The 18109-nt window shown below is 61.8% G+C and carries 12 protein-coding genes and 1 tRNA gene; 4 read left to right on the top strand and 9 right to left on the bottom strand.

Annotated elements, in window-relative coordinates:
* Nucleotides 1–3: 3 nt before the first annotated feature.
* On the bottom strand, nt 4–1518 hold the full coding sequence (locus NKI41_RS15485; protein WP_502901209.1) for a phosphomannomutase/phosphoglucomutase: 1515 nt from the start codon (nt 1516–1518) through the stop codon (nt 4–6).
* A 205-nt stretch (nt 1519–1723) separates the two neighbouring features.
* Between NKI41_RS15485 and NKI41_RS15480 the strand changes: the two genes are divergently transcribed.
* Both NKI41_RS15480 and NKI41_RS15475 read left to right on the top strand, forming a co-directional pair.
* A tRNA-Pro gene (locus NKI41_RS15480) sits at nt 1724–1800 on the top strand.
* 450 nt (nt 1801–2250) lie between these two features.
* Nucleotides 2251–3327, top strand: coding sequence for a site-specific integrase (locus tag NKI41_RS15475; protein ID WP_352683821.1), 1077 nt, complete (start codon nt 2251–2253; stop codon nt 3325–3327).
* Here NKI41_RS15475 and NKI41_RS15470 read toward each other — a convergent pair.
* The 4 genes from NKI41_RS15470 to NKI41_RS15455 form a co-directional block, all read right to left on the bottom strand.
* Nucleotides 3302–4921: an ABC transporter ATP-binding protein gene (locus NKI41_RS15470; RefSeq protein WP_352683819.1), complete on the bottom strand. Its 1620-nt coding sequence runs from the start codon at nt 4919–4921 to the stop codon at nt 3302–3304. The two genes, NKI41_RS15475 and NKI41_RS15470, sit on opposite strands and share 26 nt — an antisense overlap.
* A 1-nt stretch (nt 4922) precedes the next feature.
* Nucleotides 4923–6041 (bottom strand): ABC transporter permease, encoded by a 1119-nt coding sequence (locus tag NKI41_RS15465; RefSeq protein ID WP_352614908.1) that lies wholly within the window; start codon nt 6039–6041, stop codon nt 4923–4925.
* Complete coding sequence (locus tag NKI41_RS15460; protein WP_352470962.1) at nt 6034–6957, bottom strand: ABC transporter permease subunit; 924 nt, start codon at nt 6955–6957, stop codon at nt 6034–6036. Before NKI41_RS15460 ends, NKI41_RS15465 begins: the two co-directional genes overlap by 8 nt.
* A 166-nt stretch (nt 6958–7123) precedes the next feature.
* A complete protein-coding gene (locus NKI41_RS15455; RefSeq protein WP_352614906.1) occupies nt 7124–8716 on the bottom strand; it encodes a peptide ABC transporter substrate-binding protein in 1593 nt (530 codons plus the stop codon).
* A gap of 381 nt (nt 8717–9097) precedes the next feature.
* On the opposite strand from NKI41_RS15455, the gene NKI41_RS15450 reads away from it, so the two are divergent.
* A complete protein-coding gene (locus tag NKI41_RS15450) occupies nt 9098–9577 on the top strand; it encodes a TadE family protein (protein WP_084641571.1) in 480 nt (159 codons plus the stop codon).
* 46 nt (nt 9578–9623) lie between these two features.
* The gene (locus NKI41_RS15445; protein ID WP_352614960.1) at nt 9624–11363 is read left to right on the top strand and encodes a pilus assembly protein TadG-related protein; all 1740 of its coding nucleotides are present in this window, start codon (nt 9624–9626) and stop codon (nt 11361–11363) included.
* Between the two features lie 16 nt (nt 11364–11379).
* Here NKI41_RS15445 and bglA read toward each other — a convergent pair whose 3' ends face one another.
* The 4 genes from bglA to glgA are packed head-to-tail and all read right to left on the bottom strand — an operon-like array spanning nt 11380 to nt 18108.
* The gene (gene bglA / locus NKI41_RS15440; protein ID WP_352683818.1) at nt 11380–13008 is read right to left on the bottom strand and encodes a beta-galactosidase BglA; all 1629 of its coding nucleotides are present in this window, start codon (nt 13006–13008) and stop codon (nt 11380–11382) included.
* Entirely contained in the window at nt 12998–15031 is a 2034-nt protein-coding gene (gene glgX, locus NKI41_RS15435) for a glycogen debranching protein GlgX (RefSeq protein ID WP_352683816.1), read from the bottom strand. The genes bglA and glgX overlap by 11 nt, the downstream gene beginning before the upstream one ends.
* Complete coding sequence (locus NKI41_RS15430) at nt 15031–16659, bottom strand: alpha-D-glucose phosphate-specific phosphoglucomutase (protein ID WP_352490796.1); 1629 nt, start codon at nt 16657–16659, stop codon at nt 15031–15033. The genes glgX and NKI41_RS15430 overlap by 1 nt, the downstream gene beginning before the upstream one ends.
* A gap of 3 nt (nt 16660–16662) precedes the next feature.
* A complete protein-coding gene (gene glgA, locus NKI41_RS15425) occupies nt 16663–18108 on the bottom strand; it encodes a glycogen synthase GlgA (RefSeq protein WP_352470956.1) in 1446 nt (481 codons plus the stop codon).
* Nucleotide 18109: the final 1 nt, after the last annotated feature.

Below are 18109 nucleotides of genomic sequence, written 5' to 3'. Positions count from 1 at the left end.
CGTTCAAAAAGTCTGATTGTAGGCGCCGACTTCGGGGCTGCGGCGCAGCACCGCATCGACGGCTTCGAACATCTGCCGCCGCCGCTCGGACGATACCGGGCTCTCCACCACCACCACAAGCTCCGGCTTGTTCGATGATGCCCGCACCAACCCCCATGTACCATCCTCCGCCACGACCCTGACGCCGTTGACGGTGATCAGTTCGCCTATCTTCTGGCCGGCGAAGACCGTGCCCTCGTCCTTCATCTTGCGAAAGTCGCCTACGACGCGCTCGACGACGCCGTATTTGAGCTCGTCGGCGCAGTGTGGCGACATGGTCGGCGTGCCAAAGGTCAGCGGCAGATCGCGATAGAGGTCAGCCATGCTGCTTTGCGGGCTGCGATCCAGCATCTGGCAGATGGCGATGGCCGTGACCAGGCCATCGTCATAGCCGCGGCCGATCGGAGGATTGAAGAAGAAGTGGCCCGATTTCTCAAAACCAGCAACGGCGCCGAGTTCGGCCACCCGCCGCTTGATATAGGAGTGACCGGTCTTCCAATAGTCGGTGACCGCGCCATTCTCCTGCAGCACCTTGTCAGTCATGAACAATCCGGTCGACTTGACGTCGACGACGAAAGTCGAGCCGGGATAGAGGTGCGAAATGTCGCGCGCCAGCATGACGCCGACCTTGTCGGCGAAGATCTCGTTGCCTTCATTGTCGACCACGCCGCAGCGATCGCCGTCGCCGTCGAAGCCTAGCCCGACATCGGCGCCCGTTTCCAGCACCTTGTCGCGAATGGCGTGCAGCATCTGCATGTCTTCGGGGTTGGGATTGTAATTGGGAAACGTATGATCGAGCTCGACGTCGAGCGGGATGACCTCGCAGCCGATACTTTCCAGTGCCTCGGGAGCGAAAGCCCCGGCGGTGCCGTTGCCGCAGGCGGCCACCACCTTGAGCTTCCTGGAGATACGCTTTCCCGCGGTCAGATCGTCAAGGTAGGTTTTGCGGAAATCCGCAACGAAGGCGTAGGAGCCACCACCGACAAGGTCGAAATCGCCTGACAGCACGATCGCCTTCAGCGCGCTCATCTCCTCCGGACCGAAGGTCAGCGGACGCGCCGCGCCCATCTTGACGCCGGTCCAGCCATTCTCGTTGTGTGAGGCAGTGACCATGGCGACGGACGGCGTGTCGAGCGCGAACTGGGCGAAATAGGCCATCGGCGACAGGGCAAGCCCGACATCCTTGACCCGTGCGCCGGCCGCCATCAGCCCGGAAACCAGCGCCAGCTTGATGGCAAGCGAATAGGAGCGGAAATCGTGACCGGTGACGATGTCGGGTCCGGCACCCAGGCGACGGATCAGCGTGCCGAGCCCCATGCCGAGCGCCTGGACGCCGATTAGATTGAGTTCCGGCGTTTCGTTCGAGCCGGGATGGCCGAACCACCAGCGCGCATCATATTCGCGAAACCCGGACGGCATGATGAGCGCCGAGGTTTCGAACTCGAATGTGTTTGGTCTGGCATCGCTAACGATCTTCATCGACAAGGCTGCAAACTCCAGGCGGCTGAATCAGGTGCTTCGAGGCAAGTGGACGGTTACCCAGATGCCCTTTAAGCCGTGTTTGTGCGACAGGAAACTGAAACCTGTATGACGTGGCGGCGAAAGCGAAAGAAATGCGACAGAAGCGCTGCCATTGGCGCTTGCAGTAACCAAACTCGGCGGCTATAAGCCCGCGGTCTGGTCACGGAGTGTAGCGCAGCCTGGTAGCGCACATCGTTCGGGACGATGGGGTCGCAGGTTCAAATCCTGCCACTCCGACCAGAAAAAACATTGTCCAACCCGGGAGGCAATGGCTCAGGGCTCGTAGGGGCTCTTCCAAGTTGCGCCTGTACATTCGACAAAAAGAGGTTTGGCCGAGGAGAGGCTACGCGGTGCCCGCAGTGGCATCGGATCGCGGCTATTGCTAACGCATGTTCCTCACCGAAAAAAGCGAGATTTCCAAGGCACCGGAAACCTCCCCCGCTTCGAAACGCCAAATCGTCCCGTGAAGGCCGGCGTGAGATTTACACCTCAGTTGCAACCGGAACATGGGATAACCCGAGCCACCATTTTGATGCGGCTGTCAGCTACCTTCCGGGAATGCACCAAGACTCGTCGTCCGGCGGGAAAGCCAAGCCGGCGCGATTCTGCGCCGCCTTTCGCAAGTCTTTGCATCTCACGGCACTATCGCCCATTTTGCTTGTTGCAAAGCCGGTCTTGTCGCCTCTTCTAGTGATCCCCGTCCGCAGGACGAACAACTTCGGAGCAAAAAAGGGGACCATTGTGACGACCCATCATCATGCCCGCACGGGAGCGGTGTCTAGCGCTTCAGGTATGCTGCGCCCTCAACTCGGGCCTGCCGCCGCAGGCAAATATCAGCGCCCGATCTCCAGGGCCGATGCCCGCCGCCTGACTGTCGGTGACATCCTCGCCGCCTATACCGAAGCACGCCAGGCCAAGATTGCCGGTCGCAAGGAATTTCTCGCCAGGATGCGTTTTCTGAACGAATTCTTCGGCACCGAGCCGGTCGCCAACATCAATGGAGATCGCTGCCGCGCCTATGTCGAGCACCGTTCGCGCGAGCGCAATCGGGTAGAGCGTGAGCGAATCGCCAAGCTCAACGCTGCGGCGATGGAGACCCGCCGTGCGTTACTCCCGGCGTGGCGAGACAAGGACTTTACATCAGGCCCGCGTCGCGATCTTGAGGACCTCCGCTCGGCGATCAACTTTTGGGCCAAGGAATACGGTCTCGATCCGAAGCCGTCCGTCACCTTACCAGACAAACCAGCAGCGCGCGAGCGCTGGCTGACGCGCGAGGAAGCAGCGGGACTGCTGCGCGCGGCATTGCGGCTGCGCCGGAAGCACGGTCAGTACGCTCATCTCTGCCGCTTTATCATTGTGGGGCTCTACACTGGCTGCCGACATCGTTCAATCCTGCAACTCAATTGGGATGGCGAGGCCGCAGAAGCTTGGCCGGACCTAGGCCGCGGCGTGCTCTATTGCAAAGATCAGCACGCGAAAAAAAGCAAGAAATGGCGTCCGCCGACGCGACTGCCGTCACGGCTGATCGCCCATATGCGCCGCTGGAAGCGTATTGATTGCGACTGCGGGCCGGTCGTCCATGACAGCCTGGGCGAACCGACAAAGCGCATCGAGAAGGCGTTCCGCACCTGCCGCGTGGAAGCCGGGCTCGGCGACGATGTCACCCCGAATGTGCTTCGCTATACCCGCGCCATGTGGCCTGTGCTGTGCGACGTCGACATGTGGCGGATCGCCAGCAAGGCTATGCGCTCAGGCGAAATCGCGTGACATCGATGGCCGCGGCCATCAGTGTCTGTGTGTAGGTTGCCAGCGGATTGCTGAAGATCGCCTCGGCCGGCCCCTCCTCGACGATCTTGCCCTGTTTCATGACGATGATGTAGTCGGCCATGGCGCGCACAACGGCGAGATCGTGGCTGATGAACAGATAGGACAGTTCGTGGTCGGCCTGCAGCTTGCGTAGCAATTCGACGATCTGCTTCTGCACGGAGCGGTCCAGCGCCGAGGTCGGCTCGTCCAGCACCACCACTTTAGGCTTGAGTATCATGGCGCGCGCGATGGCGATGCGCTGCCGCTGACCGCCGGAGAATTCATGCGGATAGCGGTTGCGCGTGTTCGGGTCGAGCCCGACTTCGAGCAAGGCATCGACCGCGCGGAGATCGCGCTGCCTGCCCGACAGATTGGGCTCATGGACCAGGAGCCCCTCGGTGATGATCTGGCCGACGGTCATGCGTGGCGACAGCGAGCCGAACGGATCCTGGAAAACCAGCTGCAATTCGCGCCGCAGCGGCCTCATCGCCTGGCGGTCGGCGTGGGAAATGTCGCGGTCACCAAGCCGGATGATACCGTCGCTGGGCAGGAGCCGCAGCAAGGCGCGGCCGAGCGTCGATTTTCCCGAGCCGGATTCGCCGACGATGCCGATCGTCTGGTTGCGCTTCAGCCGTATCGAAATGTGATCGACGGCGCGCAGCAGCAGCGGCTCGCCGCCAAGAAATCCGCCGCCGATCTTGAAGGTCACCTCGACGTTCCTGCCTTCAAGCAGGACAGGGGCATTCGGAGGCGGCGGCGCCTTGGTGCCGGTCGGCTCGGCGGCAAGTAGCATCTTGGTGTAGCCGTGCTGCGGGTTGGCGAAGATCGCTTCCGCCTCGCCCTCCTCGACCACCTCGCCATAGCGCATCACATAGACCCGATCGGCAAAGCGCCGGACGATGCCGAGATCGTGGGTGATGAAGACGATCGCCATGCCGAGCTTGCGCTGCAATTCGGCGAGCAGCATGAGGATCTGCGCCTGGATGGTGACGTCGAGCGCGGTCGTCGGCTCGTCGGCGATCAGTATGTCGGGGTCGTTGGCCAGCGCCATGGCGATCATGACGCGCTGGCGCTGACCGCCCGACAACTCGTGCGGATAGGATTTCATCCGCCGCTCCGGATCGGGAATATGGACCAGCCGCAGCAGCTTGAGCGCCTCCTCGCGCGCCGCGGCGGCGCCAAGTCCGCGATGCTTGCGGATCGGCTCGATCAGCTGGTTGCCGATCGAATAAAGCGGGTCTAGCGACGTCATCGGCTCCTGGAAGATCATGCTGATCTTGCGGCCGCGGATCTTGTTGAGCTCGGGTTTGCTCAAGGTCAAAAGATTGCGGCCGCGATAATCGACTGTGCCGCTGGCTTCGCCGTTCGAGGCGAGCAGGCTCATCGCCGCCATCATCGTCTGGCTCTTGCCGGAACCGGATTCGCCGACGACGGCGACGGTTTCGCCTGATTTGACGTGGATATTGATGCCCTTCACCGCCTCCACCACACCGTCGAGGGTGCGGAAGCGGACGCGAAGGTCCTTGACGCTGAGGATGGTATCGGAAGCAGCCATCTCAACGATCCTTCGGGTCGAGCGCGTCGCGCAGCCCATCTCCGACGAAATTCAGCGCGAACAGCGTGGAGACGAGAAAGAAGGCCGGGAACAGAAGCAGCCAGTTGGCCGAGCCGATGTTCTGGGCGCCAACCGAGATCAGCACGCCCCAGCTGGTCATCGGCTCCTGGACGCCGAGCCCGAGGAACGACAAAAAACTCTCCAGGATAATGACCTGCGGCACCAGCAGCGTCATGTAGATCACCACCGGCCCGAGCAAATTGGGGATCACATGGCGCAGCAGAATGCCGCGCTGGCCGACGCCCATCGCCTCCGCCGCCTGGACATATTCCTGCCGGCGGATCGACAGCGCTTGTCCGCGCACGATGCGCGCCATGTCGAGCCACAGCACCGCGCCGACCGCCAGGAACATCAGCACGAAGTTCCTGCCGAAAAACACCACCAGCATGATGACGAAGAAGATGAACGGCAAAGAATAAAGCACGTCGACGACACGCATCATCACCTCGTCGACCCTGCCGCCGGCAAGACCGGCGGTGGCGCCGTAGAGCACGCCGATGACCACGGCCACAATGCCGGCAAGCAGGCCGATGGCCAGCGATATGCGCCCGGCCATCAGCGTTCTGGACAGGAGATCGCGGCCGGTATTGTCGGTGCCGAACAGGAAATATTGCTGCTTGATTGAGGCACTCATCACCATTTCGAGACCGTCCGGCGATTTGCTCTCGATCTTTGTGTCATCAAAGGTATCGGAACGATCAAGGTAGCGAATGTTGCGGTCGTCGATCGGCTTGGACGATTTGACGGTAACGAACACACGGCTGCCCTCCTGCCGCCACTCCTTGATGTCGACGCGCATACGCCTGATCGCCTCATCGAGAGCGCCTTCGATCATGTCGGCCTTCGGATAGGCGGAGAAGCTCGGCGGCGTACGGACATAGTCGGCATAGATGGTGGTGTATTGGTGCGGCACGAAAGAGGGCCCAAACACGCTGATGACGGCGATGAAGGCAAGATAATAGAGGCTGAACATGGCCGCGCGATTTGCCTTGAGGCGCGCCCAGGCGTCACCCCACAGGGACCGGCCGACGACCGGTGCGGCAACTGCGATATCAGTCATAGCGCACCCTCGGATCGACGACCCCATAGAGGACGTCGACGATCAGGTTGAAGACAATGGTGAAGAGCGCGATGACCACCACCGTCCCCATCACCAGCGTGTAGTCGCGGTTGAGTGCAGCAACGACAAAATGGCGGCCGATGCCCGGGATAGAGAAGATGGTCTCGACGATGACCGAGCCGGTGAGAAGGGCTGCGGCTGCCGGACCGGTGAAGGAGACGATCGGCAGGATGGCGCCGCGCAGCGCATGCTTGACGACGACCGACCAGTCGGACAGGCCGAGAGCGCGCGCGGTGCGGATGTGATGCGAGTGCAGCGATTCGATCATCGAGCCGCGCATCAGGCGGGCAACGATGGCGATCTGCGGCAGAGCGAGCGTCAGTACCGGGCCGACCTTGTTGATGAGGGCTCCATCGCCCCAGCCGCCGATCGGCAGCAGCTTCCAGGTCAATCCGAATACAAGCTGGATTATCGGGGCGATGACGAAGGTTGGTATGGTGCTGCCGGCGGTCGCCAGCGCGATCACCGAATAGTCGGCAAGCTTGTTCTGGTTGAGCGCGGCAACAGTGCCGAGCACGCTGCCGAGGAGCAGCGCCAGAACGAGCGCCGAAGCGCCAAGTTGGATCGAGATCGGCAGGCCTTCCCTGAACAACTCGCCGACGGTGAAATCCGGCATGTTGTAGCTGGGGCCGAAATTGCCGCGCAGAAGATTGCCTAAATAATGGAGGTACTGCAGCCAGAGCGGGTCGTTGAGCCCGAACTGGGCTTCGAGATTGGCCCTGATCTCGGGGCTCAGGCCCCGCTCCTGGTTGAACGGGCCGCCCGGCGCGACGCGTATCAGGAAGAACGCTATAGTCACGATGACGAACAGCGTCGGGATGGCGGTCAGGAGCCGCCGGAAAACGAATCGCAGCATCGATGCCCCGCTTGATCCAGAGCAGCGCGCGTCCGGCTGGACGATTGCGCTCTAGCCTTCAAATTTTCGCACCGACATTGTCGAAAATCGAGTCCGGTTCCCGGGCCGATGCGATGGCAAACCGGCGCCGCCGCGCATTGAGTCGCGCGGCGGCCTGGCTAAGGGATCAGTCCTTGCTGATGAAGCGGGACGGATGGATGTCCATCACATTGTCGTCGAAGCCGTGCAGCTTCGAGGAAACGATGTCGTGGTAGCTGTAGTAGAGAAGCGGGATCTCGCCGACGTCGTCGACGAGGATGCGCTCGGCCTCGGCGAGCTCCTTCATGCGCTGTTCGGGCTTGCCGCCGGCGGCGGCGGCCTTGTCCATGGCCGCCTCGAATTTCGGGCTGTTATAGCTCGAATAATTGTTGCCGCTGGCCTTGCGAGATATGCCGAGGAAGGTTTCCGGGTCCTTGTAATCGGCGATCCAGGCGGCACGCGCCACATCGTAGTCGCCCTTCTGCTCGAGGAAGGAGTAGTGGGTCTTGGTGTCGGTGTTGAGCAGCGTGACCTCGACGCCAAGCGGCTTCAACTGTTCCTGGATGGCGACAGCGGTGTTCTTGTGGTTTTCAGAGGTGTTGTAGCGGATCTGCATCTTCAACGGATGCTCGGGTGTATAGCCGAGTTTCTCGAGGATCTTCTTGGCAGCGTCCTCGCGGTCGATCTGCGGCATGTCGGCGTATTTGGCCAGTGCCGGCGTGTAGCCCTGGATACCCGGAGGGACCATCGAATAGCCGGGCAGCATCGAATTCTGCCAGACTTTTTCAGCGAGGAAGTCGCGATCGATCGCCATCGAGATAGCGTTGCGCAGTTCGACGTTGTCCCAAGGCGCCTTGTCGGTCTTGATCGCGTAATAGTAGATGCCGAGATATGGCCCGACACGGACCTGGTCGCCGAATTTGGTCTTGAGATCGGCGAGCTGTTCGGTCGGCAGGTCACCGTAACTGTCGAATTCGCCGGCCTCGAAGCGCTTCATCGCGGACGAGCGATCCTCGGTCGGGATGTAGTTGACCACGTCCAACTTGACGCTGGCGGCGTCCCAGAATTTCGGATTCTTGACCAGCTTCAGATGGTCGTTGGGAATCCACTCTGCCGCTGTAAAGGCCCCGTTCGAGACCAGCTTGCCTGCCTTGATCCAGTCGGCGCCAAGCTTTTCGATAGACGCCTTGTTAACCGGATAGGTCGCCTGATGGGTCAGCATCTCCAGGAAGTAAGGCGTTGGCGCCTTGAGCGTGACTTCGAGGGTATTTGCGTCAATCGCCTTGACGCCCATATCCTCCGGCTTGCCCTTCTTGGTGTTGACTTCCTCGGCACCCTTCACTGGATAGAGCATGGAAGCGTATTCCGCAGCGGTGGCCGGATCTTCCAGCCGACGGAACGAATAAACGAAGTCGTCCGCCGTCACCGGGCTGCCATCCGACCAGAGGCCGTCCTTGCGCAGCTTGAAGGTGTAGACAGTGCCGTCGTCGGACACCGTCCAGCTTTCAGCGGCGCCCGGAATGAGATTCGTCTTCTGGTCATGCATCACGAGGCCCTGGAACAGGTCGCGTATGATATCGGCTTCGTAGACCGTCGAGGTCTTGTGCGGATCGAGCGTCTCCGCTTCGGCGGCGGCTCCGCGGTTGTAGACGGTCTCGGCGAAAGCCGGCGTGTAGAACGTACCGGCGGCCAAGACCATGGTCGTGGCGAGTACCGTCGCCTTCAGCACATGTTTCAACATGGAGTTCTCCCTAATGACGTCGCCCTTCGGCCACGTCTCTAAGTGTTGACGCCCCGAAACCGATTGGTTGGTTCCTTTCGAGCGCGCAGCCGGTTCCCTCTCCGGCAGCTGGTGGCCAAACAGTAACGTGGAGATTTTTTATTTCAACAGACTCTCGGGGTCACCCAAAGTAAGGGGGCCGGGGCAGTCGTTTTGCGGGCGGCCAATCAATGGTCGAAACCATGAGTTTGACTGGGTTTCCTGGCCAGAACGCCGATCTGGGAAATAATCTGGCCGATCATTTCAGTTTACCGGAATGTATTAATTGGTTCTTAGGCAACCAAGGGTTACAAATTTCGATGGAATCGGCACATCGACCTTGGGTTCCAACGGGCAAGGGCAATGAACAAGATAGACAGTAATACTGTCGCATTGAAGCGTAAAATATTGCGCCACATACGGACGAATCTACGCAAAATTGGAGAAGAGTCCGGAACTTCCGCGGTCGAGTTCGCCCTGCTTTCCCCAATCTTTATCCTTCTTTTGCTCGGAATGGTTGCGTATGGTATCTATTTTGGTGCAAGCAACTCCTTGCAGCAAATCGCCGCCGATGCCGCCCGCACCGCAATTGCCGGATTGAATCAAACCGAGCGCCAGGCGCTGGTGGCGAGTTTCGTCAAAAACAATGCCAGTGGATACCCGTTCGTCGATTCCGGCAAGCTGACCTATCAGGCGACGGACAGCACGGCCGACGGAAATCAGTTCGTCGTGTCGATCCAGTACGATGCCAGCAACCTGCCGATCTGGAACCTATTACCAAGCCTTGCGATGCCGCAAACCACGATGTCGCGCAGATCTACCATCAGGATTGGAGGCATTTGAAATGTCGCAGTTCTTGCTGAGGAGCATCGGGCGGATCGCTCGCTCGATGGTTGGCGACAAGAAGGCGAACTTTGCCGTCATGACGGCGCTGACAGCGCCATTCGCGCTGGGGCTGGCTGCCTTCGCTGTCGACGAAGGTTCGATCTACACGGAGCGCAGGGAAGCCCAGGCGATGACCGATCTGGCGGCGATCACCGCGGCGTCGAACATCAACAATATGGAAGCCGCGGCGGTAACCACGCTCAGTGACAACCGAATGCCCGGCATCATTGTTCAAAAGGCAGGTCAGACAATCGTTCCCACGGTTGGCAAAACCGTCGTGTCGGTCACCGGCGGCCGATACTCAGCGGCGTCCTCCGTTGGCGTCGACAAGCGCTTCGAAGCCGGTAAAACGCCTTACAACGCCGTTCGCGTCACCCTGCAAAAAATCCCCGCCCGGTATTTTGCCAGTTCGCTCATCCCTACTCCGGTTGTCGGCACCGAAGCCATTGCCAGCGTGACCCCGCAAGCGATGTTCTCGGTCGGGTCCAGGCTCCTCAGCGTCAATGGCGGCATCCTCAACGCGCTTCTCAGCAAGTTGCTGGGCGCCAACATTTCGCTCAGCGTCATGGACTACAACGCGCTGATCTCGGCCGATGTAAACGTGCTTTCGTTCGTCGATGCCCTTGCCGTACAGTTGCAACTGACAGGTGTCAGCTATTCCGACGTGCTGGCGTCAAAAGCGACGGTAGGCCAGATCGCGACCGCCATGGCCAATGCGTCCGGGTCGGGCAGCGCCAGCAAACTTGTGCTGCAGACGATCGCGTCGAGGGCCACCAACACGGTCAAGATACCCCTCAGTCATCTTATCGATCTTGGCTCGATCGGCAGGCTCGGCCTCGGACAAAAGTCTCCCGGCTTTTCCGTCGACGCAAGCGCGATGGGCATGCTGGGTGCCGCCGCCTCGCTGGCCAATGGCTCAAACCAGGTCCAGGTCGATCTCGGCGCCACTATTCCGGGACTTACCTCCACCACGCTCGCCATCGCCATCGGTGAACCGATGCAATACTCACCCTGGCTGGCCGTCGGGGAAAAAGGCACCGTGGTGCGCACCGCGCAGACGCGCATCAAGCTGGTCACCACAGTGGGCATCGGCAATTCCAATCTCGGCGGCGGCATCAGCCTGCTGTCCGTCAACCTGCCTCTGCATGTCGAAGTCGCCTATGCGGAAGCCAAGCTAACCGACATCAGCTGCCCGACGGGCCGGCCGGATAGCATCAAGGTTTCGATCGCCGCGCAGCCTGGCGTGGCCTCGCTGCACCTTGCCACCAGCGACGCCGACAACAACCCATCGGCCTTCGCCGATTTCAGCAATCCGCAATCGTTCTCCGATGCCACGATTGCCCAGGTGAGCGTGAAGCTTCTGCTGCTTACCCTCAATCTGCTCGATGTGAAGGGTTCTTCATCACTTGCCATCACCAACAACGATCCGACCACATTGACGTTCGACAGCACCGATATCGCCAACAAGACGATTAAAACTGTCACCACAAAAAACCTGACGCAATCACTCACGACATCGCTGGTCAGCGGCCTCTCGCTCTCGGTCAATGCACTGGGCCTCGGGCTGGACGTGACGGCCCTGCTCGGAACGGTTAAGCCGGCGGTGGTAACGGTTCTGAACGGCGTGACGGCGCCGGTCGACGAACTGGTCTATAACGTGCTTGCAGCTGTCGGCGTGCATGTCGGCGAGGCCGATGTGCGGGTTGTCGGCGCGACTTGCGGGCGCTCCGTGCTCGTTCAATGAGATAATGAAATAGAGCTCAGCCGATCCGGCCGAGGAAGCAGCCCAGCGGCGGCAGCGACAGCGTTCTTTCCTGCAAGACGCCGGCAGCACCGCCAAGGTCTATCGGCTCTATCGCTTCCAGATCCGGTGGCAATTGCCAGCCGGCCGGCTCGTCGGCGAAATTGAAGACACAGAGCAGCTTTTCGTCACCGCCTTCGCGAATGAAAGCAAGGACGTCGCCTTCGGCATCGAGGAACCGGATCGAGCCTCGAACCAGCGCCGGATGCTGCTTGCGCAAGGCCAGCATCGCACGGTAGCTCGCCAGGACGGAGGTTTGCTCGCCGTCCTGGACGTCGACCGCCTGGGCGCGATGGCTTGCCGGGACCGGAAGCCACGGCTTGCCCGTCGAAAAGCCGGCATCGTCGGCGCCAGCCTCCCAGACCATCGGCGTTCGGCACCCGTCCCGCCCCTTGATCCCCGGCCAGAAGCGGATGCCGAAAGGATCGCGCAAATCCTCGAACGCCAGTTCGGCCTCCTCCAGCCCGAGTTCTTCGCCCTGGTAGAGGCAGATCGATCCGCGCAGGCAGGAAAGCAGCACGATCGAGAATTTCGCCACCCTGTCCGGATCGCCGCCCGGCCTTTTCCATCGACTGACATGGCGCACGACATCGTGGTTGGAGAACGCCCAGCAAACCCAGCCGTCGAATACCTTACTCTCGAAGGCCTCGACACAGCCACGCACATGCGACGCCGAGAATTGCGGGCCGAGCAGGTCGAACGTGTAGGACATTTGGAGCTTGTCGCCACCGCCGGTATAGGCGGCGAGTGTCTGCAAGGAACGCGTTTCGTCGCCAATCTCGCCGACAGCGGCGCGGCCTTCATATTCGTCAAGCAAGGCCCGGAAGCGCCTGAGGAAAGCAAGGTTTTCCGGCTGGCTCTTGTCGAACAGATGCTCCTGATAGAGATAGGGGCTGGTTGCCGTATTGGTGCCGGCGACGCTTTCCGCCAAAGGCGGGTTGCTGCGCAGCCAGCGGTCGTGGACGTAATAGTTGACCGTATCCAGCCGGAAACCGTCGACGCCGCGCTCGAGCCAGAACCGCACCGTTTCCAGCAAGGCGTCCTGCACCTTTGGGTTGTGGAAATTCAGGTCCGGCTGCGAGGCGAGGAAATTGTGCAGGTAATATTGCCTGCGCGTTGCGTCCCATTCCCAGGCCGGGCCGCCGAAAAGCGACAGCCAGTTGTTGGGGGCGGTGCCGTCGGGCTTCGCATCGGCCCAGACGTACCAGTCGGCCTTGGGGTTGTCATGGCTCGTGCGGCTTTCGACGAACCATTCGTGCCGATCCGACGAATGCGACAAGACCTGATCGATGATCACCTTCAGGCCGAGCCGGTGCGCCTCCGCAATCAGTGCGTCGAAATCCTCTAATGTGCCGAACATCGGATCGACGGCGCAGTAATCCGAAACGTCGTAACCCATATCGGCCATTGGCGACTTGAAAAAAGGCGACAGCCAAACGGCGTCGGCACCGAGCGATGCGACATGGGCCAGCCTCGAGGTGATGCCGCTGAGATCGCCGCTGCCGTCGCCTGTCGTGTCCTGGAAGGAGCGCGGGTAGATCTGGTAGATGACGCAGCCGCGCCACCATTCGGCATTGTCAGCCATCATGGCTCTCCCCTGCGCCCGCACACGCTGTCCTGCTTTCGATCATGAACAGGACTGTTCGCCCAGGCACCGGCCGCGAGATATCGCTACTATCCGGTTCGATAGCTGGGCGCCAATGAAAACCCGCCCGTTCCGGCAGCGTGAACATGCAGGCCCGGCGGTCGCCATTGATGACCACCGCAAGGCGACTGTTCTCACCGCTACCGAGAACCATGACCAGCCGGTGCCGCCTGGCATCGTCCCAGGCTGCCTCTTCGAACGGCACGCCGGTTTCCGTCAGCCAGGCTACGTCTGGGATTTCCGAACCCGCAGGCTGTTCTCCGGTCAGGAATGCTGTGTCCAAGAGCGCCGGCACGGCGCGACGCATCCTGGCGAGCAGAGCCGTATGATGCTCGAGCGCCAGGTCGCGCCCGGCCCAGTCGAGCCAGGTGATGTCATTGTCCTGCGCGTAGGCGTTGTTGTTGCCGCGCTGCGTGCGGCCGAACTCGTCGCCGGCCGTCAGCATGATCGTGCCGCGCGAGGCAAAGAGCGTCGCCAGCAGCGCGCGCTGGTCATCGAAACGGGCCGTAACGATTGACTGGTCGCTGGTCTCGCCCTCGACGCCATCGTTCCAGGACAGGTTGTCGTCGTGACCATCGCGGTTCAGTTCGCCATTGGCCTCGTTGTGCTTGTGCCCATAAGCGACGATATCGGCCAGCGTCATGCCGTCATGCGCGGCGATGAAGTTGATGCTGCGGCTCGTTGTCTGGCCTGCTTTGGCAAAGACGTCGGACGAACCGGCAAGCCGCGTCGCCAGGGCACCGATCATGCCGCCGTCGCCGCGCCAGAAGCGGCGGATATCGTCGCGGTATTTGTCGTTCCATTCGAGGAAGGGCGGCGGAAAATTGCCGAGCTGATAGCCATCCGGTCCGATATCCCAAGGCTCGGCGATCAGCACCCGGTCGCCAAGAACAGGGTCGTTGCGAATGGCGTTCAGCAGCGGCGCATCGGCGTCGAAAACGCCGTCGACGCGGCCGAGGATCGGCGCCAGGTCGAAGCGGAATCCGTCGACACCGGCGCGCTGGACAAAGTGGCGAAGCGTGTGGAGGACCATTTCCCGGACGACCGGATGCTCGCAGGCGAGCGTATTGCCGGTTCCGGTGTCATTGACCAGAGCGCCGTCCGGCTCGTGCCGATAATAGGCGCGGCTGTCGAGCCCGCGCAGCGACAATGTCGGGCCGAGCCGGTCGCTTTCGCCGGTGTGGTTGAACACCAGGTCGAGAATGGTGCCGATGCCGGCCTCGCGCAGCGCGGCGACCGTTCCGCGCAACTCGGCCAGACCGCCGGGCGCCAGTCGCGGATCGAGCGCCATGAAGGTCACGGGATTATAACCCCAGGCGTTGCGCAGACCGAACGGCGGTAAATGCCGTTCGTCGATCGATGCAGTCACCGGCATCAACTCAATGGCTGCCACGCCGAGTTTTTGCAGATGCTCGACAACGAGGGGGTGAGCGAGCGCTGCAATGGTGCCGCGTTGCTTCTCGGGAATGTCGGGATGCAGCTTTGTGAAGGCGCGTACCGGCACTTCGTAGATAAGGCCGCCGGGCCGAAACAGCGGCGGCAAGGCGGGCAAGGGTTCCGGCAAGGCGCCGGCGATGGCTTTCGGCATCAGCGGCGCAGTGTCGGCCCCCTCGCCTCGGCGCGCGGCGAGCCGGCCGTCATAGGCATAGGGCCTGTCGATCTCGACGGCATAGGGATCGGCCAGCAGCTTGTCGGGATCGAACCAGAGACCGTGTTCCGGCGCGTAGTCGCCATCGGCGCGGAACCCGTATCGGGTCCCGGCGGCGAGACCGGCAACAAAAAGTGCATGGACGCCCTCGTCTTCCGACTGGAGTTCCAGCCGGTCGACTTCGCGGTTGCCGTGTTCGTCGAAAATCGAAACCCAGATGCGCCGAGCCGACGAGGACCATGCGGCGAAGCGGATACCGCCCTCCCCGGCAAGCCCGCCAAATCGCGGACGATAGCCGGCGGATAGTCCCGACGACATCAGGTGATGACGCTCGGCTTGGCGCGGCCGGTATGGCTGCGAATCCCGGCAATGTCGTCGGCCGCCGCGATCAGATCGGCAAGCGCCTCCTGGGTGTCGAGATCGTGGCGGTTCTTGTCCGGCTCGTAGCGCTCGACATAAAGCCGCAGCGTCGCGCCCGAGGTGCCGGTGCCGGACAGGCGGAAGACGACGCGTGAGCCGCCTTCGAACAGCACCCTGATGCCCTGGTTCTCGCTGACCGAGCCGTCGACCGGATCGTGATAGGCGAAATCATCAGCGCTGGCGATCGTCATGCCGCGGACGCGGGTGCCAGGCAGCGAGCCGAGCTTGGCGCGCAACTCGCCAACAAGCGCGTTGGCACGATCGGTCTCGACCTCCTCGTAGTCGTGGCGCGAATAATAGTTACGGCCATAGGCCGTCCAATGCTGGGTGACGATCTGCTTGGCGCTTTCGCCGCGAACGGCAAGGATGTTGAGCCATAAAAGCACAGCCCACAGGCCGTCCTTTTCGCGGACATGGTTGGAGCCGGTCCCCGCACTCTCCTCGCCACAGATCGTTGCCATGCCGGCATCGAGCAGATTGCCGAAAAATTTCCAGCCGGTCGGCGTCTCGTAGATCCCGATGCCGAGCTTTTCGGCGACCCGGTCGGCAGCACCGCTGGTCGGCATCGAGCGGGCGATGCCTTTCAGCCCCGCCTTGTAGCCCGGCGCCAGATGGGCGTTGGCGGCGAGCATCGCCACCGAATCCGACGGGGTGATGAAAATTCCCTTGCCGATAATCAGGTTGCGGTCGCCGTCGCCATCCGAGGCGGCGCCAAAGTCTGGCGCATCCGGCCCCATCATCTCGTCGTAGAGGTGTTTTGCGTGCACCAGATTGGGATCGGGATGATGGCCGCCGAAATCCGGCAGCGGAATGAAATTGCGGGCGGTGCCGTTGGGCGCGCCGAGCCGGTTTTCGAGGATCTCCTTGGCGTAGGGGCCGGTCACCGCATGCATGGCGTCGAAGCGCATGCGGAAGCCCGACCTGAACAGCGCCCGCAATGCGTCGAAATCGAACAGGCTTTCCATCAGTTCGGCATAGTCGGCGACAGGATCGATGATTTCGACGGTCATGTCCCCCGTCTTGACCGTGCCGATCGTGTCGATGTCGACCTGCCCGATATCGGCGATCTTGAAGCTTGAAATCGCCTTGGTTTTTTCGAAGATCGCATCGGTCAGCTTTTCCGGCGCCGGGCCGCCATTGCCGGCATTGTACTTGATGCCGAAATCCTCATGCGGGCCACCCGGATTGTGGCTGGCCGACAGGATGATGCCGCCAAAGGTCTTGTATTTGCGGATGACATGCGAAGCGGCCGGCGTCGACAAGATGCCGCCCTGCCCGACCATCACCTTGCCGAAGCCGTTTGCCGCGGCCATGGCGATGGCCTTCTGGATGACCTCGCGGTTATAGAAGCGGCCGTCGCCGCCGATCACCAGGGTTTTGCCCTCGAACCCGTCCAGCGCGTCGAAGATCGACTGGATGAAGTTCTCGGCATAGTGCTCCTGCTGGAACACGGGGACCTTTTTACGCAGCCCGGACGTGCCGGGCTTCTGGTCGGGATAGGGTTTGGTGGCGACGGTGCGGATCATCAGTCAGGCAGCCCTTTTCGAAAGCAGCAAGCGATAGTGTTGGACATATTTTTCGGCGCTTTTGTCCCACGAAACGTCGGCCTTCATGCCTTGCCGCTGCATCGACGTCCACACTGCGGGATTGGCATGCGCCTCGACAAGGCGGCGGACGGCGTGCAGCAAGGCGCCGGCATTGGCGGGCGCAAACTGGAAACCGGTCGCCACGCCGGCAGAGATGGCGGCTTCGTTGGCATCGATGATCGTGTCGGCAAGGCCGCCGGTGCGCGCGACGACCGGCACGCAGCCATAGCGCAGGCCGTAAAGCTGTGTCAGCCCGCAAGGTTCGAAGCGCGATGGGATAATGATTGCGTCGCAGCCGCCCTGCATGGTGTGGGAGAGTCCCTCGTCATAGCCGACGACGACGCCGATGCGGCCGCGATGGCGGGCTGCGGCGGCAAGCAACGCGCCTTCCAGCCCAGCGTCGCCGGAGCCGAGGATCGCCAGCCGTGCACCTCTTGCAACGATGCCGTCGATGGCCGCAGCCAGTATGTCCATGCCCTTTTGCCAGGTCAGCCGGCTGACGACGCAGACGATCGGGCTATCATCGCGATCGAGGCTGAAACGGTCCTCGACCGCGGCCTTGTTGGGCATTCGCGCCTTGAGCGTCTTTGCGGTGTAGTTGGAGACCAGATGCTTGTCGGTTTCCGGGTTCCAGATCTCGGTATCGATGCCGTTGACGATGCCATGGAGATCGACGGAGCGCATGTTGATCAGGCCGTCGAGGCCCATGCCGAATTCGGGCAAGCGGATTTCCTGCGCATAGGTCGGGCTGACCGTGGTGATCGCCCACGCCGCCTGCAGGCCGGCCTTGAGGAAGCCGACGCCGCCGTAATATTCGACGCCGTCGAGCGCCATCGCCGCCGCCGGCAGGCCAAGCTCGCCAAAGATGCCGGCGCCGAACTGGCCTTGGAAGGCTAGGTTGTGCACGGTGATCATCGACGGCGTGCCGACCGCCTTGCCGTAGCGCATGTAGGCAAGCGTCATTGCCGACTGCCAGTCATGGGCATGGACGATATCGGGCAGGTAGCCCGAGATCGCGCCGCCGGCAATATCACCGCCTACCTGGCTCAAGGCCGCGAACCGCCGCCAATTGTCCGGCCAGTCGGCGCCTGTCGCGTTGCCGTATGGGCCGCCGGGACGGTCGAAAAGATGCGGCGCGTCAAGCACGAACAGGTCGAGCCCGGCGATCTGGGCGGCATACACCGAAGCCTTGCCGCCCTGCAGCAATGGATATTGCTGAACCGGCTTCTTTTTCCTGAAGGCGCCCATCACCTGAGGATAGCCGGGGACGAGCGTGCGCATGGTGACGCCCTTGCCGGCCAATGCCACGGGCAAGGCGCCGGTCACGTCGGCGAGCCCGCCCGTCTTGACCAGCGGAAAGATCTCGGGCGCCACCGACAGAACCTGCATG

This window comes from Mesorhizobium sp. M0601, from assembly GCF_040320845.1.
GTDB lineage: Bacteria > Pseudomonadota > Alphaproteobacteria > Rhizobiales > Rhizobiaceae > Mesorhizobium.
Note: the sequence above shows the minus strand (reverse complement) of the source record. Positions and strands in the feature narration are given on the sequence as shown.